Origin of the sequence: Streptomyces sp. NBC_01471 (assembly GCF_041438865.1) — a bacterium.
Classification (GTDB): Bacteria; Actinomycetota; Actinomycetes; order Streptomycetales; family Streptomycetaceae; genus Streptomyces.
Genome location: NZ_CP109450.1, coordinates 661,237 through 684,299, shown reverse-complemented (window position 1 = coordinate 684,299; position 23,063 = coordinate 661,237). Strand labels below are relative to the sequence as shown.

Below are 23,063 nucleotides of genomic sequence, written 5' to 3'. Positions count from 1 at the left end.
CCGCTGGAGAGCAAGGCCGCGCTCTACGTCGAGCACTTGAGGGAGCGCGTGCTCACCGGCCCGCTACCCGGCGGGAGCGGCCGGCGGGGCGGCTGTCGTGCTGTAAGCGGACGGAGGCGGGGGCCTGGCCCCGGCGGCGACGGCGTACGCGTCGGTCGCGGCCTTACCGCGAGCACCCCCTCGGAGGCCGAAGCGCTTACGCGACAGCCGCGGTGCTGGACGAAGGCGTTGCTGCCGGGCGGGCGCCGGTGCGGGTGGCGCCGATGCCTGCGATCACCACGAGGGCGATGCCGACCGCGGGTGCGGGGCCGGGTATCTGGCCCAGCACCAGGAGGCCGATCAGCATGGCGATACCGGGTTCCAGGCTCATCAGGGTGCCGAAGGCGGACGTGGTCAGGCGGCGCAGGGCGAGGAATTCGAGGGCGAACGGCAGCACGGGGCTGAGGGCGGCCAGCCCGAGCATGATCCACAGGCTCGGCCAGGTCACATGGGACGAGACGGCCGGTGCGGCGACGAGCATGCCGAGCACGCCCGCCACGGGCATGGAGACGGCCAGTCCCTTCAGTCCGGTCACGCTGTCACCGACGCGCTGGGTCAGCAGGATGTAGGCGGCCCAGCAGACCGCGGCGGCCAGCGCGTATCCGGCACCGAGCGGATCGAGGCCGCCGTGCCAGGGCTCGGTCAGCAGCACGACGCCGATCGCGGCCGCCCCGGTCCATGCCCTGCGGCCGTGTCCGGGCCCGTACAGGGAGACGGCCAGCGGCCCGAGGAACTCCAGGGCGCTCGCGGTGCCGAGCGGCAGGCGGGTGAGGGCGAGCATGAAGAAGAGCATCATGCCCGCGGTCGCGGTGCCGAGCACGGAGCAGGCCAGCAGGTCCGGGCGGGTGAAGTCGCTGCGCCGGGGCCGGATGAGGACCAGGAGAATCAGGCCGGCCCAGCCCAGACGCAGTCCCGCCGCGCTCAGTGCGCCGAGTTCGCCGAACAGAGGCACCGTCAGGGCCGAGCCGAGCTGAACGGTGGCCATGGAGGTCACCGCCATGAGGAACCCGGTCCGGGCGCCGCCCGGGCGCGGCCGGTGTGAGGACTTCTGCGGGCCCGTGGGCGGGCTCGTGGGCTGACTCATGGGCTCCAGTAGAGGTCCCGGGCCCTGTCCGTGTCCACGTGCCGATCATGGGGAGTCCGCACGAGGGTTATGGACAATGTGGCTATGGAGACGCGGTGCCTGCGGCTGCGCTCGGCCCGGCGGTCCTCACCGTGCCGAGTGCAGCAAACAGCACATCCCGCCCCGTCCGCGCCGGGGCTGCCCGCCGCCCTCCGGGATCTCAGCCGTCCGATGCGATGCGGCCCAGCCACTCCCTCAGCAGGTGCTGCTCCGCGCCGCTGAGCGCCGACTGTTCGGGCAGTGCGGCGATCAGGGCGCGGGCGGCGCCCGCCGGGCCCGCGGTCTGGACGGCGGGCTCCTGGTTGGTCACGGCGGTGACCATGGACTCCCGCATCGTGGTCAACAGGGCCGGGTCCCGCCCGTCCTCGGGCAGGGACAGCCAGGTGAGGACCGCGCCGCGTGCCGTGGCGTGGATGAGCATGGCCGCGAGGTGCTCGTCGACGCGGAGCCAGCCGTCGGCGGCGAGCCGCCGGATACGGCCCATGAGGATCTTCATGCCTGTCGTGAAGGCGGCTGACGCGGCTCTCGTGGGCTCGCTGTACATCAGCGAGTAGAGGGCGGGATGGGCGAGACCGAACTCGACCGCCAGGTCCCAGCCGGCCCTCAGGTCCTCGACGGGATCCTGCGGGGCCTGGCCCGCGCGCTTGGCCTCCTTGGCCGCCAGGAACGAGGCGAAGCCGTACTCGGCGACCGCGTCGAGGAGCCCGGCCTTGTCGCCGAACAGCCGGTAGATGGCCGGTGGCTGCAGACCGGCCGCGACCGCGACCGCGCGGGTGGTGACGGCGTCGCGGCCCTCACGTGCCAGCAGGTCGGCCGCGGCCTCGATCACCCGCTGCCGGGGCTGCTCGCGGTCGGTGGCCGCGGTGTCGGAGTCGACGGCGGCGGCGCTGACGGGCTGAGATGGAGGCATGTATCAACGATACCGTCCGGGCGGTTCCCCCGGCATTATCAGTGATACTCTAAAATGGATTCCACTGGAAACAAGCGCTGGAGTGCACCATGATCATCGTGACCGGAGCCAGCGGACGGCTAGGACGCCGGATCGTCGAGAGGCTGCTGACGCGCGTCCCTGCGGACCGCGTGGGTGTGAGCGTCAGAGACCCGCACAAGGCGCAGTTGTTCGCCGACCGGGGGGTGCGGGTGCGGTACGGCAGCTTCACGGACCCGGACAGCCTCAGCCATGCCTTCGAGGGTGCGTCCCAGGTGCTGATCGTCTCTGTCGACAAGATGGGCGAGGAGACCGTACGGCAGCACCTGGCCGCGATCGACGGGGCCGTCGCGGCGGGCGCCCGCCGGATTCTCTACACCAGCCAGATCGGCGCCAGCCCCTCGTCGCGTTTCCAGGCCTGCCGCGACCATGCCGCCACCGAGGAAGCGCTGCGTGCGTCCGGCGTGCCGTCCACCTCGCTGCGCAACGGTTTCTATGCGGCCAGTGCGATGCAGCTGGCAGGCCACGGCCTGGAGGCCGGCGAGGTCGCGCTCCCCGCGGACGGGCCGGTCAGCTGGACCACGCTCGCCGACCTCGCCGATGCGGCGGCCGTCATCCTGGCCGACGAAGGGCGCTTCGACGGTCCTACGCCGCCGCTCACCGGGGCGCAGGCGCTGACCTTCGCCGACCTCGCCCGCATCGCCACCGAGGTCACCGGCCGGGCCATCCCGAGGAGCACCGTCACCGACGACCAGTTCAGGCAGCAACTGACGGGAAACGGTGTCCCGGCCGAGGCGGCGGAACAGCTGCTGGGCATCTTCGCCGCCGCCCGCGCCGGTGAATTCGCTGCCGTCGACCCGACGCTGGCGACGCTGCTCGGCCGGGACCCCATCGCCCTGAGCACCTTCCTGAGCGAGGAGCTGACCCGCCACGACGTGCGTTGACCGGCCGACAGCCGCTCGGTGAAGGCCCGTTGCTCCTGCACGCGGAGAGGGTCAGGCGCCAGGTGTGCGCAGCCCGAGATGGTCGCGGAGCGTCGAACCCTCGTACTCGGTACGGAACACCCCGCGCTCCTGGAGCAGCGGCACCACCGTGGCGGCGAACTCGTCCAGCCCGCCGGGGACCAGATGCGGGGCCAGGATGAACCCGTCGGACGCCTCGCTCTGCACGGCGGCGTTCACCGCGGCGGCGACCGTGGCGGGCGAACCGATGAACGTCTGCCGGGCGCTGGTCTCGATCACCAGCTCCCGGATGGAGAGCCCTTCCGCCTTCGCCCGCTGCCGCCACTCGGACGCCGTTGCCAGCGGATCACGCACCATCCGCACGCTCGCCCGGCCCCGCGCCACCGTGTGCTCACCTGTGTCGGGGTCGATGTCGGGCAGCGGCCCGTCCGGGTCGTAACCGGACAGGTCCCTGTTCCAGACGTGCTCCAGGAACTTGATCGCGGTCTGGCCGCTGACCTGGCTGCGCCGGACCTCGTGGGCGCGGTCCTCAGCCTCGGCGTCGGTGTCGCCCAGGACGAAGGTGGCCGCGGGCAGGATCAGCAGCTCGTCCGGCTTCCGTCCGTGGCGGGCCAGCCGCCCCTTCACGTCGCGGTAGAAGACGCGGCCCGCCTCCGGCGCCGAGTGCCTGCTGAAGATGGCGTCCGCCGTCGCCGCCGCGAACTCCCGCCCCTGGTCGGAGTCGCCCGCCTGGAAGATCACCGGCCGGCCCTGCGGAGAGCGCGGCACGTTGAACCGGCCCGCGATGTCGAAGTGCTGGTCGCGGTGGGCGAACGTACCTGCGTCGGCAGTCCGCAGGAAGCGGCCGCTCTCCCGGTCGGCCAGGACCTCCCCGTCCGCCCAGGAGTCGAACAGCTTCCAGGCGGTACGGAGGAACTGCTCGGCGCGGGTGTAGCGGTCCGCCTCCGCGAGGAAGCCGCCGCGCCGGAAGTTCTCCCCGGTGAAGGCGTCCCAGGAGGTGACGACGTTCCACGCGGCCCGCCCGGCCGACAGGTGGTCCAGGGAGGCGAACTGCCGTGCCACCTCGTACGGTTCGTTGAACGTGGAGTTGATCGTCCCGGCGAGCCCGATCCGATCCGTGACCGCGGCCAGCGCGGCCAGCACCGTGAAGGTGTCGGGGCGGCCGACCACGTCCAGGTCGTAGATCTCGCCGCCCTGCTCGCGGAGCCGCAGCCCTTCGGCCAGGAACAGGAAGTCGAACTTGGCCCGTTCCGCGGTGCGCGCGAAGTGGCTGAAGGAGGCGAAGTCGATCTGGCTGCCTGCCTCCGGGTCGCTCCAGACCGTGGTGTTGTTCACCCCGGGGAAGTGGGCGGCGAGGTGGATCTGCTTCTGGGTGTCGCTCATGACTGTCCTCCGGCCCGGACCCGGGCGTAACGGTTGGCGGGCCGGGCGAGGCCGAGCAGACCGCGCAGCGAGTCGGCCTCGTAGGCGCGGCGGAAGGCGCCCCGGCTCTGGAGTTCGGGGACCAGGCCCCGGCTGATGGCGGGCAGGTCGTGGGCGGTCACGGCGGGGCGCAGCCGGTAGCCGGTCAGGCCCGCGCGCTGCCAGTCGACGAGCAGATCGGCGAGTTCGGCCGGGGTGCCGGTGAACACCTCTGCGTCGCTGGTCAGCGGGGCACCGGCGGTCTCGTCGAGCCGCTGCCTGCGGGCCTTCGCGGCGGCGGCCGTCCCGTCCAGGAAGACCACCAGGTCCCCGAAGACGTGGATGGTGTCCCCGCCCCGTCCGGCGTCGTCCCGGGCGGTCAGGATCTCGTCGGTGACGGCTCGCGCGCCGGCGGCGTCGTGCGGGGTGATGTACCCGACGTCCGCCGAGCTCGCCACGAGTCCGTACGGGACGGACGCGTGGGCGAGCGCGGTGACCGGCGGCTGGCCCTGCGGCGAACGCGGCGTGATCGAAGGGCCCTTGACGCTGAACCGGTCGCCCTCGAAGTCGATGTAGTGCAGCTTCGCGCGGTCGATGAACCGCCCGGTGGCGCTGTCGCGTATCTCGGCGTCGTCCTCCCAGCTGTCCCAGAGCCTGCGGAGCACCTCGACGTAGTCGGCGGCCTCGCCGAACAGTTCGCGGACCAGTTCCCGTGTGCCCGGGAGTCCGAGGTCCTGCGGGCGGAACTCCGGCAGGGTCCGGCGCCCGAAGTGCGCCGCCTCGTGCGCCGACGCGGAGACCCGCACCCGGACGCCGGCGCGCCCCCTGCTCACGTGGTCCAGCGTCGCGACGGCCTTCGCCAGGTGGAAGGGCTCGGTGTGGGTGACCACCGCGGTCGGTACGAGCCCGATGTGCCGGGTCAGCGGCGCCACGGCGGAGGCGGTCAGGACCGCGTCCAGCCGGCCGCGCACCTGGTCGGTGCGCCGGTCGTCACCGGCCGGGTCGGTGGACTGGAGGGACAGCGCGTCCTCGAAGGTCACGAAGTCGATGAGGCCCCGTTCGGCCTCCTGTACGGCTTCCAGCCAGTAGCCGGCGGTGAAGAGCCGGTCCGGGCGGGACCGGGGGTCGCGCCAGGACGCGGGGTGCCAGCCCGCGCCGTCCAGCGCCACGGCGAGGTGCAGGGGTGCGGGGGGAGAGGAAGGGGTGGGTGAGGGCGACATGTCCGCGGGGAGCCTTTCCTGAGGGACGGTGGGAGAGCGGGGGAGGAGCTGTGGTCCGGGGCGGCCGCCCCGTGGAGTCAGTCCTCCGGTACGGCGGGGGAGTCACCTCCCGGGACACGGACCACAACGAACAGATTGCGTCGGCGCAGCACGAAGCCCATCGACAGATACAGCCGGATGGCGTTCTCGTTCTCGGCGGCCGCGTGCAGGAACGGGGTGTCCCCGCGGTCCCTGACACCGTCGGCGACATGGCGTACCAGCCGGGTGGCGAACCCCTGGCCCCGGTGTCCGGCATCCGTGCAGACGGCGCTGATCTCGGTGTGGCCCGGCGGGCGGAGCCGCTCGCCGGCCATCGCCACCAGCCGCCCGCCGCGCCGGATTCCCCAGTACGCGCCCAGTTCGATCGTGCGGGGGAGGAAGGGACCGGGTCTGGTCCGACTCACCAGGTCCAGCATCTCCGGTACGTCGGCCGGGGTCAGCCGGACGGCTTCCGGATCGCGGGCCGTGCGCAGGGTGTCGGCGACGAGCTGGACACCGGTACCGCTGCGGACCGTCTCCCAGCCGTCCGGCACCGCTGTGACTCCGGTGACTGCGGTCTGCTCACCGGGTCCGACCAGTACGGCCAGGTCGTCCCAGGCCGCGGGGGACGCCGGATCCGCCAGTGCGACGAAGGGGGCGACGTCCGTCCGGTAGCGAGCGGCGGAACCGACCGTCTCGGCGAAACGCCGGTGCGGTCCGGCGAGCGCCGCCCAGGCGGCGTTGTCCAGCAGATGCGCCGGGGCCGGCCCGGTGGACGGCGCGGGGCCGGGTACCGGGAGGGGCCGCGGTGGCTGGAGTTCGGTGGACATACAGCGCCTTCTCTTCTCTCCGGGTTTCTCTCCGGGGCTTCTCGCTGGGCTTCTCGCTGGGCTTCTCTCCGGGGTGGACGCCTTCGCTGCCGGAAGGCGGTGACCTGGCTCAGGAGTTGGTGACGGGCAGGCCGGGCGGGTTGACCTCGGCGGTCTTCACGGCCTCGTTCCTGAGGTTCCACGCCTGTAGCCACGTGGCGTACTGGCCGTGCTCGATCAGGTAGTTGATGGCTTCGGCCAGTGGCTTCGCGAGGCCGCTGCCCTTCTTGGCGGTCGCGCAGATCAGCCCCTGCAACGAGGCCCCGGCGCCCGAGAACGTGCCTGCGCTGCGGGTCGCCTGCGGGGTCGAAGCCGTACGGGTGATGTGGTACGAGAGGCTCGGGTTCGGGCCGAAGTACGCGTCGATCTTCTTCGAATTGAGCGCCAGATAGGTGCTGTTGCTCTCCTGGTAGTACTTCACCGTCAGCTTCTTGCCCGCGGCCGCCAGCTTGTCCCGCCATTCGAGCAGGAGCTTCTCCTGGTTGGTTCCCGCGCCCACCGCGACGGTCCTGCCCGCCAGGCTCTTGTACGTGCCGTCGAAGTTCCAGCTGGAGTCCTTGCGCACCTCGAAGCCGAGATTGTCCTCGCGGTAGCAGGCGAACTCGTACTTCTTCTTCCGCTCCTCGGTGTCGGTGATGTTGGAGAAGCCCGCCTCGGTGCGCCCGCTGTCGATCCCGACGAACAGGTTCTCCCACGTCGAGTTCTTCACGTCGGGGCGCAGACCGAGGACGGATGCGACCAGCCTGCCGAGGTCGGGCTCGGACCCGGTCACGGTCTTCTGGTCGTCGCCGACGTACCCGAGTGGCGCCGAACCGGCCGGGAGCATGCCCAGCCCGATGGTCAGCTTCCCGTCCGCGGTGACGGACTTGGGCAGCTGCGACCGGATCGCGGCCACCTCGGGGACGTGCAGGGTGGTCTGCTTGGCGGCCCCGTTCGAGACCGCGCCGATGACCACCGACCCCTTGGCCGCGGCGACCGGTGAGCCGGACCCGTCCTTGGTGCTGCTGCCACCGCAGGCGCTGAGCCCGGCGGCCAGGGCGAGAACGGTGCCGGCGGCGGCGAGAGTGGACAGGGGCGAGCGGCGGCGGGGCATGTCGGATTCCTTGGAGGTGGGTGCGGTGGTGGCGGGCGGCAGGCGTACGCGGGACGAAGGAAGGTGACGGGTGATCAGGGAACCTTGCCGAGGAACTCCCGGGTCCGGGCCTCGCGGGGGTGGTCCAGTACCTGACCGGGCGGCCCCTGCTCGACGATGCGCCCCTGGTCGAGGAAGACGACCTGGTCGGCGACCTCGCGGGCGAACCCGATCTCGTGGGTCACCACGATCAGCGTGGTCCCTCCGGTCGCCAACTCCTTGATCACGGAGAGGACTTCGCCGACGAGCTCCGGGTCGAGCGCCGAGGTCGGCTCGTCGAAGAGGATCACCCCCGGTTCGAGGGCCAGCGCCCGTGCGATGGCCACCCGCTGCTGCTGGCCGCCGGACAGCTGGCGGGGATACGAGCCCGCCTTGTCGGCGAGGCCCACCCGCTCCAGCAGAGCGCGGGCCAGGGCCCGGCCGCCCTCGCGGTCGGTGCGGCCGATGGCGGTCGGCGCCGCTGCGACGTTCTCCAGGACCGTCAGGTTCGGGAACAGGTTGAAGTGCTGGAAGACGAAGCCGATGCGGCTGCGCTGGGCCCGGATCGTGCGCTCGGCCAGTTCCTTGAGCCGGCCGCGGAAGTGCCGTACGCCGATGGCTTCGCCGCCGACCGTCACATGGCCGATGTCCAGCTTCTCCAGATGGTTCACGGCGCGCAGCAGTGTCGACTTGCCGGACCCGGACGGCCCGATGACGACAGTGACCGAGCCGGGTTCCACCGTCAGATCGATACCGCGCAGGACCTGGTGCTCCCCGAACCACTTGTGCGCCCGGTGGATCTCCACGGCCACCGGCGCCGAGCGGACGGGAGCCTCCTCGGTCCGCTGTGCGGCCAGCGGTGCGGTCCCGGGTGCGGCGGCACTCATATGCCCGCTCCGATCGCGATCCGGGCACGGGCGCCGCGGATCCCGGAACGGACCTTCTGCAGCGGCGTGGGAGGTACGGTGCGCAGCGCGCCCCGTGAGTAGTGACGCTCCACATAGAACTGGACCACCGAGACGGCGCTCGTCAGGACGATGTACCAGAAGGTGGCCACGAGCAGCAGCGGCACGACGTCCCCCGGGTACGTGCTGCCCAGGCTCTGCACGGTGCCGAAGAGGTCGAGCAGGGAGACGTAGAAGACCAGCGAGGTGCTCTTGACCAGGCCGATCAGCTGGTTGACGTACGTGGGCACGATGACCCGCAGGGCCTGCGGGAACACGATGCGCCGGAACTGGAATCCGCGCGGCAGCCCGAGGGAGGAGGCCGCCTCGTGCTGCCCCTGGTCGACGGAGAGCACACCTGACCTGACCACCTCGGCGGCGTACGCGGCCTCGTTGAGGCTCAGGCCGACGACGGCGACCACCAGGTCCGTGGCGAGATGGGACTCGTCGAAACGGAAGAAGGACGGTCCGAACGGGACGCCCAGGCTCAGAGTCCGGTACAGCGCACTGAAGTTGTACAGGAACAGCAGGACGACGATCAGCGGCACGGAGCGCAACAGCCAGATGTAGACCCAGGAGACCGACCTGAGCACCGGATTGGGGGAGAGCCTGCAGAGTGCGAGGATCACCCCGCCGACGAGCCCGGCCACAGCGCTGAGCGCGGCGACTTCGAGGGTGATCACCAGCCCGTCGAGCACCACCGGGCGGAAGAGCCAGTACGAGAACCGGCTCCACTGGTAGAACGGGTTGCTCACCAGACCGTGGACGAACTGGGCGACCAGGACCAGGACCACGGCCGTCAGCACCCAGCGCCATGGGTGGCGCAGCGGCAGCACCCGCTCGGCGGCGAGACGTGGGTCGCGCACCGGGCCGTCGGGTCCGGCGTCCGGGCCTGCCGGAGGCTGTCCGGGTGGAACGGGCGCTGAGCCGGCGGTCACCGGCTCGTCCGGAGGCGCGGACGTCTCGGGCATGGGTACTCCAGAGATCAAGAAGTGGCCGGACCGCGGATGCCGGCACGGTCGCGCCGAGCCGGCGGCGCCGGGCTGAGTGCCGGGAGAGGCGGAATGGGGAAGGCGGGGGACCTGGGGGGCGGGCTCTGTCCGGGCTGTCAGCGGCCGCGGTGCGGAGCGCCGGCCGGTAGCCCGCCGGTACACGAGCGACAGGGGTGGCCCACGGGTGACTGCGTACGCGCGGAGCCGGGGTGCGGCACGGCGCAGCGGAGGCGGCTGACGGTCGCCGTCCTCTCCGGTGCGCTCTCCATGCTGGTCACCCTGGTTCTCTCTGCCGTACGGGCGCCGCCCGGGGCGCGCTCGGTGAAACGGGCGGCACACGCGGATCGTGGCCGCCGGACCGGCGGGGGATCACCGGGCCGGTCCGGCGTCAGTAACCCACGCGCGGCAGTCGGCGTCAATGCGCGTCCGGGGTGTGTGAACAGGGGGCGGAGCCGGGGTGGCCGGTACCGGGGGAGGGCAGCCGTCACGGCTCTGAACAGGGAGAACGCCCACAACAGGCCGACAGCCCACGAGACCCGTCCGGGTGGGGCGGCCGGGACCGGCCGCCGTTCATTTCGTGATGCCGTAACACGGGCTTCATCCCCGGAGGAGGGTGCTCACTCCGGGGTCGCGGCTGTCGATACCGATGCCGGCGTCAGGAATTGCCGGACGGTGTCCCGTCCTCCGTCTCGTCGAGGTGTGCCAGCTGGGTCGTCACATCGTCGGCGAAGCGGGTCAGCAGGCGGCCGAGGTCAGCGCGGTCCTGCTCCGACCAGTGGGCGACGGCCCCGGTGAACCACCCGATCAGTGTGTGCGCGTAACGCTCGGCGGACTGCGCCCCGTTGGCCGTCGGCTCGATCAGGCTGACGCGTCCGTCGTCCGGATCGCCGATCCGGTGCACCAGCCCGCGCCGCTCCAACTGCTGGACCTGCCGGGTGGCATGGGGCTGGACGACCTGTACCTTCTCCGCGATCTCCTTGACCCGCAGCGGCCTGCCGGCGAAGTGCAGGGCCAGGAGGACGGAGAAGGCCGGCCGCTCCAGCGTGATCCCGGCGGCCTCCATGGCGTGCTGGATCAGACGGCCGCGGCTGACGGCGTTGCTCAGCTGCGCCAGCCGGGGCATCACGGCCAGCACGTCGTCCCGGTCGCCGGCCTGCTCGGGTCCATCCAGTGGTGACGTGTCCATCCCAGCTCCATTTGCATACTTAACACAGGTATCTATATCGTGGCACTCGATGGTGCTCGCGAGTGCACTGCGTCCGCAATAAGGATACCTAAAGTAGGCATCTACTGCTCCGGGTGGGAACCCGAACGGGGAGGACCCATGATGAACCGCACGGCCAACCGCAAGATCCTCATCTCCGGTGCCAGCATCGCCGGCCCGTCCCTCGCCTACTGGCTGGACCGGTACGGCTTCGAGGTCACCGTGGTGGAGAAGGCACCCGGGCTCCGCGGCGGCGGATACGCGATCGACGTCCGCGGCGCCGCGCGCGACGCCGTCGACCGCATGGGCCTGCTGCCGCGGCTCCGGCAGGCCCACGTGGATACCCGGAAGATCTCCTTCCTGGAAGCCGACGGCAGTCTTGTGGCTGCCGTACGCCCCGAGGCCGTGACCGGTGGCGCGGAGGACCTCGACCTGGAGGTGCGCCGGGGAGACCTGGCCGACTGCCTGTACGGTCTGGTCCGGGACCGGGTCGAGTTCCTGTTCAACGACTCCATAGCGACCCTCGACGACCGCGGTGACCGCGTGGAGGTCACCTTCGCCGGCGGCGCCCGGCGCACCTTCGACCTGGTGATCGGCGCCGACGGGCTGCACTCCCACACCCGCCGCCTGGCCTTCGGTCCCGAAGAGCGGTACCACCGCTACCTCGGCTACTGCTTCGCCGGCTTCACCCTGCCCAACGACCTCGGCCTCGAACACGAAGCCCGTCTGTGGAACGTCCCGGGCAGGGCCGCGACCCTCTACGCCCACGACCCCGCCGACACCCTGCACGGATTCCTGACGTTCGCTCAGGAGGACGCCCCCTTCGGTGCGTTCCGTGATCCGCAGGCGCAACGTGCCCTGGTCGCCTCGCAGTTCACCGACGCGCAGTGGGAGATCCCCCGGATGGTGGCGGCCATGAGCGGCGCCGACGACCTTTTCTTCGATGTCGTGAGCCAGATCCACCTGCCCAGCTGGTCCACCGGCCGTACCGCCCTGGTCGGCGACGCCGCCTACGCGACCTCCTTCATGTCCGGCCAGGGGTCGAGCGTCTCGCTCGTCGGGGCCTATGTCCTGGCCGGTGAGCTGGCGACCCGCGCCGACCACACCACCGCCTTCGCGGCCTACGAGAGGACGCTCCGGGCGTTCGTGGAGATGAACCAGGCGCTCGCCCTGGACGGCAGCGCCACCGTCGCCCCCCGCACCCGGGAGCAGCTCGACGCGCGCAACGCGCGCCTGCGGAGCCGCACCGCTCTCCCGTCGGAGAGCCGGGGCCGCGCGGCCGGCACCGCCCTCGTGCTGCCCGAATACGGGCACGCTGGGTAGGCGCCTTCGGCTCGCCCGGTGCGCCCGCTCCTCGCCTCCGGTTCCCCGCTCCCGGTTGCCCGGTCCTCCGGCGCGGGGGGCCGGAGGAGTGCACACCCTAGGCTTCACCCGGCATCCGGCAGCCGCGCCGGATTCGATGTGAGGAGCGCGATCCGTGTTCGACCTCGTTTCAGAGCACCCCTACCCCGACGGCCACCGCCCCGACGAAGCGCCCGCTCCACATGAGCTGCTCGCGCCCGTGCTCGGCCTCCTGGGCAGCTGGCGCGGCCGGGGAGAGGGTGAATACCCCACGCTGGCCGGGGATTTCAGCTACGCGCAGGAGGTCACCTTCAGCCACGACGGCCGGCCCTTCCTCCGCTACGAGGCCCGGGCCTGGCTGCTCGACGCCGACGGTGCGCCGCTGCGCCCCTCCGCCCGGGAGAGCGGCTGGTGGCGGCTCCAGCCCGACGGCCGGGTGGAGGCGCTGATCACCCAGCCCACCGGCATCGCGGAGATCGCGGTCGGCGCCGCGTCCGGCAACGTGATCGACCTCGCCACCCACGAGGTGGCCCGCACTCCGACGGCCAAGGAGGTCAGCGCCACCCGCAGGCGCTACGCACTGACCGACGACGGCGCGCTCACCTTCGTCCACGACCTGGCGGCGGTCGGTCAGCCGCTGCAGCACCACCTCTCGGCACGGCTGCGCCGCACCGTCGACGGCACGCGGCGCCAGTAGAACGAGCGCCCGGGGGCGGGTGGGGCGGGCGGTTACTACCGCCCGGTACGTGCACACCGGCGTGCAAATATGGGGTGTTTACCCACAATGGGCTGTCCTATGCCTGTGCTTTTGTTCACGGTTGAACAAGCGCGTAATACGGGGGCACTCAGGACAAACGGAATGTCAGGTTCCTCTAAGGTGCCGACACATGAGCACTGCCACCACCCACCGCACCCCCGCACGGCATCCCGTACGCGTCCTCCGTCATGTCTGGATCCCTCTTGGGGACGGCACCCGTCTCGCCGCCCGGATCTGGCTTCCCGCCGACGCCGAAGGGCCCGTACCGGCGGTTCTGGAGTACATCCCGTACCGGAAGAACGACGGGACGGCTCCGCGCGACGTGACGCTGCACGGCCAGTTCGCGCGGGCCGGGTACGCCGCGGTGCGGGTCGACTGCCGGGGCAGCGGTGACTCCGGCGGCATCATGCTCGACGAGTACCACGCCACCGAGCTGTCCGACGCGCTCGAAGTCCTCTCCTGGATCGAACGGCAGGACTGGTCGGACGGCCAGGTGGGCATCATCGGCAAGTCCTGGGGCGGCTTCAACGGCCTCCAGATAGCCGCCCTCCAGCCGCCCCAGCTGCGCTGCATCGTCACCGTCTGCTCGACCGACGACCGGTACGCCGACGACGTGCACTACGCGGGCGGCTCCCTGCTCGCCTCCGAGATGCTGCCCTGGGCCGCGACGATGCTCGCGTACAACGCCCGCCCGTCCGACCCCGCCGTGCTCGGAGACTCCTGGCGCGCGGAGTGGCTCGACCGGCTGGAGCGGACCGTCCCTTACGCCGAGGAGTGGCTGACCCACCAGCGCCGGGACTCCTACTGGCAGCACGGCTCGGTCTGTGAGGACTACTCGGCCATCCAGGTGCCGGTCTACGCGGTCGGTGGCTGGCTCGACCCGTACCGCGGTGCTGTCTTCCGCCTCATGGAGAACCTGCGGGTACCGGCCAAAGCCATGCTCGGTCCCTGGGCGCACACCTACCCCCACCAGGCCGAGCCCGGCCCCGCCATGGACTTCCAGGGCGAGTGCGTGCGCTGGTTCGACCACTGGATGGGCGGCGCCGACAACGGCATCATGGACGAACCCGCCCTGCGGGCCTGGATACCCGACCCGGCCCCGGTCGGGTCCGACGGTGAGCGGCGACCCGGCCGCTGGGTCGCCGAACCCTCCTGGCCGGCCCCCGGCGTCGAAGCCTCCGTCATCCCGCTCGGCACACTCGGGGGCGGCCAGGGCACGGCCGTCCTCCGTTCGCCGCTCGCGATCGGCGCCTCCGGCGGCGACTTCCTCAAGTTCGGCGACATACCGGGGCAGTACGGGGACCAGGCCGCCGACGACGGCCGTTCGCAGACCTTCACCGGTCCTGCCCTCCCCGGGCGGCTGGAGATCCTCGGCGCCCCCGAGGTGACCCTGCGGGTCACCAGCGACCGGCCGCAGGCGCAGCTCGCGGTGCGGCTCTGCGAGGTCTGGCCCGACGGCAGTTCCAGGCTCGTCACCACGGGCTTCCTCAACCTCACCCACCGGGACGGGCACACCGACCCTCGCCCGCTGGAGCCGGGCCGCGCCTACGAGGTGACGGTGCCGCTGTTCGCGATCGGGCACGCCTTCGCCGCCGGCAACCGGGTCCGGGTCTCGGTCTCCGCCTCGCTGTGGCCCTGGGTCTGGCCCTCACCGGAGCAGGTCGCGCTGGAGCTGGACACGGCGTACGGCGAACTGACCCTCCCGGTCCGCGCGCCCCGCCCCGCCGAGGAAGCCGGACTGCGCCCGTACGGACCGCCCCTCGACGTGCCGCCGCACAGCATCGAGCTGGTCCCGCTGCCCGGCGACCGGAAGGTCAGCCACGACGTCGAGACCGGGGAACAGGTCATCGTGACCACGCCGGCCGACGGCACCATGACCGACCGGGCCGACGGACTGACCCGTACCGGCAGCGACCTCAACCGCTTCCGGCTGGTCGAGGGGGATCCGCTGTCCGCGTCGGTGGAGAGTGAGCGCGAGGAGTCCATCAGCCGGGGGGACTGGGCCACGCGTATCAGCACCCGGTCCCGGATGACCGCCGACGCCACGGACTTCTGCGTGGTCAACCAGCTGTCCGCGTTCGAGGGCGCGGGCGACGACGAGCGCGAGGTCTTCAGCCGTACCTGGTCCTTCAGCGTCCCCCGGGACCAGGTGTGAGGGGCCTCCGCCGCACCCCTGCGGCAGTCTCCCCGGCCCCGGTCCCGGCGGCGAACGCGGCCCCCGCGACGGGGCGCCGGCCGCTGCGGCGCCCGCCGGCCCGCCGCTCCTCGCGCGTCCTGGCCATCTGCGCGGCCCTCGTGTCCGTCGCCGCCCTGTCCGGCTGCGGCGCCGTGTCCGAGACCGCGGGAAAGCCCACCGTGGTCATCGGGGCGAAGGAGTTCACCGAGCAGTGGACCATCGGTGAGCTGTACAAGCAGGCGCTGACCCACGCCGGATACAACGTCGAACTGAAGTCGAACATCGGCAGCACGACCGTCATCGACGGGGCACTCACATCCGGCCAGATCGACCTGTACCCCGAGTACACCGGGGTCATCCTCCAGGTGCTGGCCCGGAGCAGGACCGTGCCGCACTCCGCCGCGGCGACCTATCGCGCGGCCAAGGCCTACGAGGAGACCCGCGGGCTGACGATGCTGGATCCGACCCCCTTCCAGAACCGTGACGCGATCGCCGTCAAGCCCGCGTTCGCGAAGAAGTACGGGCTGAAGACCATCAGCGATCTGAAGAAGGCGGGGCATGTCGTCTTCGCCGAGTACCCGGACAACATGGAGGGCGCTCTCGGCTACCGCGACATGGTGAAGTCGTACGGACTGCACAACACCGAGGTGAAGACCCTCAACATCGGCCTGCAGTACTCCGCCCTCGACCACGGACAGGTCGACGCCGCGGACGTCTTCACCACCGACCCGCAGCTCGCCCGCGGCGGTTACACCCTTCTCGACGACACGAAGGGCTACTACGGCTTCCAGAACGTGGCCCCCGTCGTACGCAAGGGCGTGCAGGAGAAGCAGGGTCCGGAATTCGCCAGAACGCTGAACCGGGTGGACGCGCTCCTCACTGACCAGGCGGTGCGCGAGATGAACCGCGCGGTCGACACCGTGCGGCTCGCCCCCTCCGAGGTCGCGGCCAGGTTCCTGAAGGCCAACGACATCAGCTGACGCAGGCAGCCGCCCCGCGACGACCGCGGCGGCGTCCTGCCACCCATCCGCGACCTTCGTCGCCCTCCAGGAGAAAAAGCCCCCAATGAGCCAGGAAAGCCATAAAATCTCCACCTCCGCGCAGGAGATCGTCTTCGACCACGTGGTCAAGACGTACCCCAACTCCGCGTCGCCCGCGGTCGACGACCTGTCGCTGACCGTGCCCGCAGGGGAGATCTGCGTGCTGCTCGGCCCGTCCGGCAGCGGCAAGACCACCGCGCTGATGATGGTGAACCGGCTCGCCGAGCCGACCGGCGGCGACATACGCATCGGCGGCCGCTCGATCCGCGATCTCGACCCCATCCAGCTGCGCCGCTCGATCGGCTACGTCATCCAGCAGACGGGGCTCTTCCCCCATCTCTCGATCGCGGCGAACATCGCCACGGTCCCCAAGGTCCTCGGCTGGGACAGGAAACGCATCAAGGACCGGGTGGCCGAACTGCTCGACCTGGTCGGCCTGCCGGTCGGCGAGTACGGATCGCGCTACCCCACCCAGCTGTCCGGCGGCCAGCGGCAGCGGGTCGGCATCGCCCGCGCCCTCGCGGCCGACCCGCCGGTCATGCTGATGGACGAGCCGTTCGGCGCGCTCGACCCCATCACACGCGAACACGTCCAGGACGAGTTCCTGGCTCTGCACGAGCGCATCCGCAAGACCGTGATCTTCGTGAGCCACGACATCGACGAGGCCGTGAAGATGGGCGACCGGGTCGCGATCCTCCGTGAGGGCGGCAGGCTCGCCCAGTACGACTCGCCCCGCGCCCTGCTCAAGAAGCCGGCCGACGAGTTCGTCGCCCGTTTCCTGGGCGCCGACCGCGGACTGAAGCGCCTGTCCCTGGTCCGGCTCGGCGATCTCGACCTCACCCCCGTCGCGGCCACCGGCGCCGGCGAGCTGCCCGGCCTCCCCGGCGATGCCACCCTCCGCTCCGCGCTGTCCCTGATGGTGGCCGAGGGCGCCGACGCCGTACGGGTCACCGGAGACGGCGGAACGGTCCTCGGCACCGCGTCCATGGACGACGTACGGAAGGCGGGCGCGGCATGAGCGCGGGACCCGTCATCCCGGACTACGGGAGCCCCAGTGCCTGTGTGGCGAACAACTCCACCTTCTGCGTGGACTGGTTCACCGCCCACTGGTCGAATCTCTTCTGGCCGGCGCTCGTCCAGCACATCGAACTCACCGTGATCGCGGTCGTGGCGGGCTTCGTCATCGCCTTCCTGATGGCCGTACTCGCCCACTTCCAGGGCTGGTTCGCCATGCCGGCCTCCGCCCTCTCGTCGTTCCTCTACACGGTGCCGCCGCTGGCCCTCTTCCAACTGCTGGTCCCGGTCACCGGGTTCTCCGTGCTCACCGTGGAGATCGCCCTCATCGCGTACAGCCTCTATCTGCTCTTCACCACCATCCTCACCGGGCTGCGCGAAGTCCCCGAGGACGCGGTGCGCGCGGCGCGCGGCATGGGGCTGACCCGGCGGCAGATCCTGTTCAAGGTCGAGCTGCCGATGTCCCTGCCGTCCCTCATCTCCGGACTGCGGGTCACGACGGTCATGACCATCGGGACCGTCGCCATCGCGGCGTACGTCATCGACTCCGGACTGGGCTCGCTGATCCTCAAGGCGCTGCAGTCGCCGTTCAACACCCAGTTCATCGGCGCGGGCGCACTCGCGGTCATCCTGGCGCTGACCGCCGACGGACTGCTGGTACTCGCCGGACGGCTGCTCACCCCGTGGGCCCGGAGCAGGAAGGCCGCGTAAATGGACACCTTCGTCGGATCGTTCACCTTCATGCACGATCGGCTGTCGCTGATGCTGGAGAAGACCGGCCAGCACATCTGGATGTGCGCGATCGTGATCGCCGTCTCGCTCGTGGTCGCCGTGCCCGTCGGGCTGTGGCTGGGACATCTGCACCGCGGTGAGTTCGTCACCACCAGCATCTCCAACGTGGGCCGCGCCCTGCCCAACCTCGCGGTCATCGCGATCGGCCTGGGCATCTTCGGGCTCAACTTCGTCAACATCGCCGTCGCGCTGCTGATCACCGCCATTCCCCCGATCCTCAGCCAGGCGTATCTGGCCGTCGACCAGGTCGACCCCGACATGGTCCGCGCCGCCCGCGGCATGGGCCTCACACCCCTGCAGGTCCTCCTCAAGGTGGAGCTGCCGCTGGCGCTCCCGCTGCTGTTCTCCGGCATCCGGATCGCGGTGGTGTACGTCATCTCGGCCGCGACCCTCGCCACGGTGGCCGGAGGCGGCGGGCTGGGGGACATCGTGCTCGGCCAGGCCAACTACGGGCTGGAGGGGGTCATCGCCGCGGCGCTGTGGGTGGCGGCCCTGGCCCTGGCGGCCGACGGTCTCATCGCGCTGGTCCAGCGGCTGCTGGTGCCCAGGGGGCTGCGCGTGTCGCGCGCCTAGCCTCCGTGGCCGGCGGGCCCGCCGTCCGCCGTCCGGACAGTCCGACGCCCCCGGTACCGCGCAGTCGCGGTGCCGGGGGCGTCGGGGGTCCGGATCAGCGGGCCATGAAGCCGAACCAGCCCTCGCTCGCGTTGTGGTAGGCGCCGGCGTCCGTGATGCCCGCCGGGCCACCGAGGTTGTGGTAGTAGAGGCCGCTGGACTCCTTGTGGAAGCTGCCCGCGGCGGCGATGCCGTGGTGCTGGTGGTGCTCGTGGCCGTAGCCGTAGTCGTGGGCCGACGCGGACGCGGCGCCGCCCAGCACGGCGGAGGCGGCGAAGGCGCTGGCGACGAGCATGCTGCGAAGACGCATGAAGACTCCTAATTCGACAACTACATGGGCAACCACATGCATATCGGTTGGGAGGTGCATCTGGAAGCCGCCCCGCCCGATCCCAGCCGAACGGACGCACCTGTCCGGGAAACGGGGCAGGAAACACGCCCTGACATGGGGACACGGGTGCGGTTCTCGTACGTGTCGGCGGTACCGGAACCCGGCCGCGGGAGCCGTGGGAGGAGGGCCCGGCTCACTCCTCGAAGTACACGTCCAGGACAGTATCGAGCCGCGCCGACCAGTCCTTGAGCTCGTCCCGGCCGGACGCCGTGACATCGGCCTGGTAGGTGTGGCGGTTCGGCATGTGGACGAAGACGGTCAGGCGGCGCCCGTACCTGGACGTCTCGAACTCGACCGCGCCGATCTCGCTCCAGTCGAACTCGGCCTCCTGGTCGTCCAGCCGGAGCACGATGCCCGCACGGTTCGCGATGATCGCCGAACGGCGGTCGGCGATCTCGAAGGACGGATCGCCCCCGGCCCCGGCCCCGGCCTCGTGCCCGGCGGCCCCCGGTCCGGAGGTCTCCTGCTCCGTGGTGTCGGCGCCGGTCTCCGCCGGCTCCGGAGATGCCGCAGCGCTCTCCGTCGCAGGTGTGCCGTCCGGCGCGCCGTCCCTGCCCCCGTCGGTGGCCGGCGCCGCAGTGTCGGCGGGCACCTCCGTACGCCCCGGGGCTTCCCCTTCGGCGGGTTCCGGCGAATCGGCGGCCGGCGCGTCGGCACGCGGCGGCATCAGGCCGGGGACGTACGCCGGATCGATGGCGGCGGCGTGCACGGGAGGTGGGCTCTTCGGACCTATGTGCTGTTCCACGGTGCGCAGTATGGACGATGGACCTGTGTGACAGCCAGTGGCCCAGGATCGCGTCCCGCGGCCGCCCGACTGCCGCGGCGCCCCTGCCCCCGCTGTTCGCGACCACCACGCCCGGGTCAGCCCTCCGTCCGCTCATGGATGACATCCGCGTACGCCTGCTCGCCCTGTGCGTTGGGGTGCAGCGGCGCCGCGGGCGCGGTGGGTACGAAGCCCTCCACCCACTTGGCGCCGGGTGCCCGACAGGCGTCGTGACCCTCGCTCGGGGTGCGGACGTCGACGTACGCGGCGCCGTGCGCGGCGGATGCCGCGGCGATCACCCGGTTCATCCGGTCGATGCTGTCCTGCAGCCAGTCCGCGTCGCTGCCGAGCAGCGGTACGGCCGGCCAGCAGCCGCCCGCCCTGAGGTAGTCGCCGTACCCGGTGACCAGTACCCGGGCCACGGGGGAGCGCCGGTGGATGACGTCCAGTACGGCGCCGAGCTTCGGGCCCAGGCCGTCGATACGGGCCGCCTCCTCGTCCACCCCGTCCCTGACGTACGTGTCCCGGCAGTGCCCGCCGACCGGGCTGAGCCGCACGCAGCCGGCCGCGACGCCGACCAGCCCGGCGTCGTTGCCGCCGACGGTGAGGGTCACCAGCGTGGTGCCGGGGCTCAGGGAGTCGATCTGGGGCGGCACGGTGCCCGCGGCCACGCCGAGTACGGAGAGCTGCTGAGGTGCGGTCATGTCCCCCGTCCTGGCGCCGCTGCAGGTGACATCGCGGAAGACCCCGGCCCCGAGCCGGGCGGCCAGCCGGTGCGGGTAGTTGCGGGTCGAGCGTCCGCAGGCGAAGGGGCCCGTGCCGCGCGGGACGAACGGGCCCGCGGCCATCGAGTCACCGAGGGCCACATACACCGGGCGGGCGCCGCCCGCCCTGCCTCGGCTGTCGGCCGCCGCCGGCGTGAGACCGGCCGCCGTGGCCGACGCGGCGAACGCCGCCGTGGCGAACACGGCCCCGATCAGCCGGCGTACTCCGCGGCAAGTGGCAGTGCGGCGTGCAGAGTTCACTGGGGGCTCCCGGCTCCTGGCTGTGCGCTGGTGCGGTCGTGCGGTGCGGTGCGGTGCGGCGGTGCGGTCGGTGGACGGCTGCGCAGCGGAGCGCCGCCGGCGGGCGGAACCGTTCACCACAACTTCCGTCACTTCGCCGGCGTTGTCGAGCACCGACGCGGTGCGGCGGCGGCGCCTCAACGCCGCTTTCCCGGAACGGTGTTCGCGCGCTCATCGAGGGAGGACCGCCCCCGCGGCGCCGACGGCGCGCGAAGTAGGCGAGACTGTTCCGGTGTCGGGCTACCTTCCCCGCGAGACCACGAGTCTCGTGGGACGAAAGAACGAGTTGGGCCGTCTGCGGAACGCTCTCGCGGGGCACCGGATGATCACGCTGACCGGGATCGGCGGGGTGGGCAAGACCCGCGTCGCGCTCCGTGCGGCGGGCCGTGCGGCACCGGACTGCCCGGACGGAGCATGGTGGGCGGACCTCTCGCCGATCTCCGGCGAACAGCTGCTGCTGCCCACGGTCTGCGACGCCGTCGGCCTCTCCGACCACACGACGCGCAGCCAGGCGGACGCGCTCTGCGAATGGCTCGCCGACAAGGAGGGACTGCTGGTGCTCGACTCCTGCGAGCACCTGGTCGAGCCGTGCCGCAGCCTGGTGGGTGATCTCCTCATGGCGGCCCCCGGTCTCACGGTGCTGGCGACCAGCAGGCAGGCACTGGGGGTCGGCGGCGAGTGCGTGGTCGAGATCGAACCGCTGCCCGTCGAGACCGGCCGGGCGGCGCTCGCGCTCTTCACCGAGCGGGCCGAGCGTGCCGTACCCGGCCTCTCGCTGGCGGATCCGAGCGTCGCCGCCGCGGCCGCCGGTATCTGCCGGCAGCTCGAAGGGATTCCGCTGGCGCTTGAACTCGCCGTCGCGCAGCTGCGGGACAGCTCGGTGGAGGAGGTGGCCGACAAGCTGAGCTCCCGCTTCGAGACCCTGGTGCTGAGCGACCGGGCGGGGGCGCTGCGGCACCAGACCCTGCGGACCGCCATCGGCTGGAGCCACGAACTGTGCGAACCGCTCGAACGGCTCCTCTGGGCACGGCTGTCCGTCTTCCGCGGCCCCTTCGACGCGGAGTCGGCGCGTGCGGTCTGCTCCGGTGGGCCGCTCTCTCCGGCGGACGTCGGCCGTGCGCTGTGCGGGCTCATCGAGAAGTCCGTCGTCGGCTGGGACGGCACCCGGCACCGCATGCTCGACACCGTGCGGGAGTACGGCCGGATGTGGATCGCCGAACTGGGTGAGGGTGAGGAACTGGCCGAGCGGCACGCCGGGTACTGCCTGGACCTCGCACGCGCCGCCGACGCCGGCTGGCGGAGCCCGGAACAGAGCGAGTGGTACCGGCGGGTGGCCGATGTACACATCGACATCTGTACCGCGCTGGACCGGCTGCTGGTCAGCGACCCCGGACGTGCGCTCGAACTGGTCGGCCTGGTCGGCTTCTACTGGAGCTGCTGCGGCCACCTGCACGAGCTGCGCGGCTTCGTGGAACGCGCCCTGGCCCTCCACCCGGTGCGGGGGCCGGCCCGGAGCCGGGCGCAGTGGGTGCTCGGTGTGAACGCGCTGCTCCAGGGCGAGCACGACCTGGCACACGACCTGGGGCTCCAGTGCGACGCGGAGGCGCGGCTGGGGGACGACGCGGAGGAGTCCCTCGCCGCCGCGTACCTCCTCGGCCTCAGCCACCTCATGGCCGGCCGGCCGCTGGCCGCGCACACCGTGGCCGTCCGCCTGCCGGGCTCCCCGGACATGCGGCAGGACTCGGCGTCCCGCCGCAAGTGCCGGCTCGTCGAGGTGTTCGCGCTCACCGGACTCGGCCTGCTCACCGAGGCGCACGCTCTCGCCGTCGAGTTGAGGGAGGCGTGCCGGGAGACCGGCGACTGGTGGACCCGCTCCTACACCGAGTACCAGCTCGCGCTGATCGCGCTCTTCCAGGACCGGCCCGGCGACGCGGCGGCCCATGCGCGGTCGATGCTCATGGGCAAGCGGCACATCGGTGACGCCTTCGGGATCGCCCTGGGCCTGGACGTCCTCGCGGCCGCCCTGGCGGCGCAAGGGGACGGCGAACGGGCCGCCCTGGTCTACGGGACGAGCCAGGCCTACTGGCGCACGGTCGGCCACCCGCAGCGCGGCACACCCGAGCTGGGACCCGTACGCGAGGAGTGCGAGCGCAGCGCCCGGGCGGCCATCGGGGACGAGGCGTACGGCGAGGCCTTCGTCCGGGGTGCCTCGGTACGGACCGCTCCGGGCCTCGCCCGTGCCCTCGACGGACAACTGACCCTGCCATGAGCCGGGTGGTCTTGAAGGTGGCCGCACACCTGC

At 71.7% G+C, this 23,063-nt stretch carries 21 protein-coding genes; 9 read left to right on the top strand and 12 right to left on the bottom strand.

Features of this window, described 5'->3' with window-relative positions; translation table 11 throughout:
- Nucleotides 1-196 precede the first annotated feature (196 nt).
- Nucleotides 197-1,123: a DMT family transporter gene (locus OG285_RS02960; RefSeq protein ID WP_371790073.1), complete on the bottom strand. Its 927-nt coding sequence runs from the start codon at nucleotides 1,121-1,123 to the stop codon at nucleotides 197-199.
- Nucleotides 1,124-1,322: 199 nt separating this feature from the next.
- The gene (locus OG285_RS02955) at nucleotides 1,323-2,072 is read right to left on the bottom strand and encodes a TetR/AcrR family transcriptional regulator (RefSeq protein ID WP_371790072.1); all 750 of its coding nucleotides are present in this window, start codon (nucleotides 2,070-2,072) and stop codon (nucleotides 1,323-1,325) included.
- A gap of 89 nt (nucleotides 2,073-2,161) precedes the next feature.
- On the opposite strand from OG285_RS02955, the gene OG285_RS02950 reads away from it, so the two are divergent.
- Nucleotides 2,162-3,034, top strand: coding sequence for an NAD(P)H-binding protein (locus OG285_RS02950; RefSeq protein WP_371790071.1), 873 nt, complete (start codon nucleotides 2,162-2,164; stop codon nucleotides 3,032-3,034).
- Between the two features lie 51 nt (nucleotides 3,035-3,085).
- Here the strand turns inward: OG285_RS02950 and OG285_RS02945 are convergent, their stop codons facing one another.
- The 7 genes from OG285_RS02945 to OG285_RS02915 form a co-directional block, all read right to left on the bottom strand.
- Nucleotides 3,086-4,435 carry an NtaA/DmoA family FMN-dependent monooxygenase gene (locus tag OG285_RS02945; RefSeq protein ID WP_356831688.1) on the bottom strand — a complete coding sequence of 450 codons (1,350 nt, stop codon included), beginning with the start codon at nucleotides 4,433-4,435 and terminating at the stop codon, nucleotides 3,086-3,088.
- On the bottom strand, nucleotides 4,432-5,673 hold the full coding sequence (locus OG285_RS02940) for an LLM class flavin-dependent oxidoreductase (protein ID WP_371790070.1): 1,242 nt from the start codon (nucleotides 5,671-5,673) through the stop codon (nucleotides 4,432-4,434). Before OG285_RS02940 ends, OG285_RS02945 begins: the two co-directional genes overlap by 4 nt.
- A 77-nt stretch (nucleotides 5,674-5,750) precedes the next feature.
- A complete protein-coding gene (locus tag OG285_RS02935) occupies nucleotides 5,751-6,521 on the bottom strand; it encodes a GNAT family N-acetyltransferase (RefSeq protein ID WP_371790069.1) in 771 nt (256 codons plus the stop codon).
- A 109-nt stretch (nucleotides 6,522-6,630) separates the two neighbouring features.
- A complete protein-coding gene (locus OG285_RS02930; RefSeq protein ID WP_371790068.1) occupies nucleotides 6,631-7,653 on the bottom strand; it encodes a transporter substrate-binding domain-containing protein in 1,023 nt (340 codons plus the stop codon).
- A 74-nt stretch (nucleotides 7,654-7,727) separates the two neighbouring features.
- Complete coding sequence (locus OG285_RS02925) at nucleotides 7,728-8,558, bottom strand: amino acid ABC transporter ATP-binding protein (protein ID WP_371790067.1); 831 nt, start codon at nucleotides 8,556-8,558, stop codon at nucleotides 7,728-7,730.
- Complete coding sequence (locus OG285_RS02920) at nucleotides 8,555-9,586, bottom strand: amino acid ABC transporter permease (protein ID WP_356831678.1); 1,032 nt, start codon at nucleotides 9,584-9,586, stop codon at nucleotides 8,555-8,557. Before OG285_RS02920 ends, OG285_RS02925 begins: the two co-directional genes overlap by 4 nt.
- A 676-nt stretch (nucleotides 9,587-10,262) precedes the next feature.
- Nucleotides 10,263-10,793 (bottom strand): MarR family transcriptional regulator, encoded by a 531-nt coding sequence (locus OG285_RS02915; RefSeq protein WP_356831676.1) that lies wholly within the window; start codon nucleotides 10,791-10,793, stop codon nucleotides 10,263-10,265.
- A 141-nt stretch (nucleotides 10,794-10,934) separates the two neighbouring features.
- On the opposite strand from OG285_RS02915, the gene OG285_RS02910 reads away from it, so the two are divergent.
- The 7 genes from OG285_RS02910 to OG285_RS02880 all read left to right on the top strand — a co-directional run bounded on the left by OG285_RS02910 (nucleotide 10,935) and on the right by OG285_RS02880 (nucleotide 18,504).
- Nucleotides 10,935-12,134, top strand: coding sequence for an FAD-dependent oxidoreductase (locus OG285_RS02910; RefSeq protein WP_371793437.1), 1,200 nt, complete (start codon nucleotides 10,935-10,937; stop codon nucleotides 12,132-12,134).
- Between the two features lie 154 nt (nucleotides 12,135-12,288).
- Entirely contained in the window at nucleotides 12,289-12,849 is a 561-nt protein-coding gene (locus tag OG285_RS02905; RefSeq protein WP_356831674.1) for an FABP family protein, read from the top strand.
- Between the two features lie 190 nt (nucleotides 12,850-13,039).
- Complete coding sequence (locus tag OG285_RS02900; RefSeq protein ID WP_371790066.1) at nucleotides 13,040-15,064, top strand: CocE/NonD family hydrolase; 2,025 nt, start codon at nucleotides 13,040-13,042, stop codon at nucleotides 15,062-15,064.
- The gene (locus OG285_RS02895) at nucleotides 15,061-16,065 is read left to right on the top strand and encodes a glycine betaine ABC transporter substrate-binding protein (RefSeq protein WP_356831670.1); all 1,005 of its coding nucleotides are present in this window, start codon (nucleotides 15,061-15,063) and stop codon (nucleotides 16,063-16,065) included. The genes OG285_RS02900 and OG285_RS02895 overlap by 4 nt, the downstream gene beginning before the upstream one ends.
- An 85-nt stretch (nucleotides 16,066-16,150) precedes the next feature.
- Complete coding sequence (locus OG285_RS02890) at nucleotides 16,151-17,143, top strand: ABC transporter ATP-binding protein (RefSeq protein ID WP_356831668.1); 993 nt, start codon at nucleotides 16,151-16,153, stop codon at nucleotides 17,141-17,143.
- Nucleotides 17,140-17,850: an ABC transporter permease gene (locus OG285_RS02885; protein WP_356831666.1), complete on the top strand. Its 711-nt coding sequence runs from the start codon at nucleotides 17,140-17,142 to the stop codon at nucleotides 17,848-17,850. The genes OG285_RS02890 and OG285_RS02885 overlap by 4 nt, the downstream gene beginning before the upstream one ends.
- Nucleotides 17,851-18,504, top strand: a complete 654-nt coding sequence (locus OG285_RS02880; RefSeq protein WP_356831664.1) for an ABC transporter permease — start codon at nucleotides 17,851-17,853, stop codon at nucleotides 18,502-18,504.
- 94 nt (nucleotides 18,505-18,598) lie between these two features.
- On the opposite strand, the gene OG285_RS02875 is transcribed toward OG285_RS02880, so the two are convergent.
- The 3 genes from OG285_RS02875 to OG285_RS02865 all read right to left on the bottom strand — a co-directional run bounded on the left by OG285_RS02875 (nucleotide 18,599) and on the right by OG285_RS02865 (nucleotide 20,665).
- Complete coding sequence (locus tag OG285_RS02875; protein WP_371790065.1) at nucleotides 18,599-18,853, bottom strand: hypothetical protein; 255 nt, start codon at nucleotides 18,851-18,853, stop codon at nucleotides 18,599-18,601.
- Between the two features lie 214 nt (nucleotides 18,854-19,067).
- The gene (locus OG285_RS02870) at nucleotides 19,068-19,679 is read right to left on the bottom strand and encodes a hypothetical protein (RefSeq protein WP_371790064.1); all 612 of its coding nucleotides are present in this window, start codon (nucleotides 19,677-19,679) and stop codon (nucleotides 19,068-19,070) included.
- Nucleotides 19,680-19,795: 116 nt separating this feature from the next.
- A complete protein-coding gene (locus tag OG285_RS02865; protein ID WP_371790063.1) occupies nucleotides 19,796-20,665 on the bottom strand; it encodes an SGNH/GDSL hydrolase family protein in 870 nt (289 codons plus the stop codon).
- Nucleotides 20,666-20,993: 328 nt separating this feature from the next.
- Between OG285_RS02865 and OG285_RS02860 the strand changes: the two genes are divergently transcribed.
- Nucleotides 20,994-23,030 (top strand): regulator, encoded by a 2,037-nt coding sequence (locus OG285_RS02860; RefSeq protein ID WP_371790062.1) that lies wholly within the window; start codon nucleotides 20,994-20,996, stop codon nucleotides 23,028-23,030.
- Nucleotides 23,031-23,063 lie beyond the last annotated feature (33 nt).